Below are 580 nucleotides of genomic sequence, written 5' to 3'. Positions count from 1 at the left end.
GCAGCACCACGTAGCGGAGCGGCTCGTCGGGGCCGGCGCGGACCAGCAAGGCGGGGCGGCCCTCGGCCAAGCCGGGCTCGAGCCACCAGCCGGTCGTGCTGTTGTAGTGGGTGAAGTACATCGACACGTCGGTGCGGCCGTCCAGGCGGCGGCGGTTGGCCAGGTCCAACCGGACATCCTCGCTGAGCAGGGCGCGCAGGGCGTCGAAGTCGCGGGCGTTGAAGCGGTCGGCATAGGCCCGCAGGCGGTCGCGCTCGGCGGCGTCCAGCGGGGGAGGGGGCGCATTCGGCTCTTGCGCCAAGTCCTTCAGGCGTTCGCGACCGCGATGCAGGGCGGCCTTGGTCGCGGCCAGGGTCAGGTCCAGCAACTGACCGGGCTCTTCCGCCGAGTGGCCCAGTACGTCGATCAAGACCACGCACGAGCGCTGGGCTACGGGCAGGCGCAGTAACACGGCCAGGCTGGCGGTCGCCGCCACCCGTGCGTCGGCCGCCGCCGCCGGGTCCTCGACCTCGGCGAAGGTGTCGTCGAACGTCGCCTGGCGCTTGCGGGCGCGCAGGGCGTCGAGCGCGGTGTTGTGGGC

The 580-nt window shown here is 73.1% G+C and carries 1 protein-coding gene; it reads right to left on the bottom strand.

Going from position 1 to position 580, the window contains the following annotated elements:
* On the bottom strand, positions 1-580 hold a 580-nt coding region (locus J7523_RS20500; RefSeq protein WP_291890657.1), incomplete at both ends, for a sigma factor-like helix-turn-helix DNA-binding protein.

Origin of the sequence: Cellulomonas sp. (assembly GCF_017744555.1) — a bacterium.
Lineage (GTDB): Bacteria > Actinomycetota > Actinomycetes > Actinomycetales > Cellulomonadaceae > Cellulomonas.
Note: the sequence above shows the minus strand (reverse complement) of the source record. Positions and strands in the feature narration are given on the sequence as shown.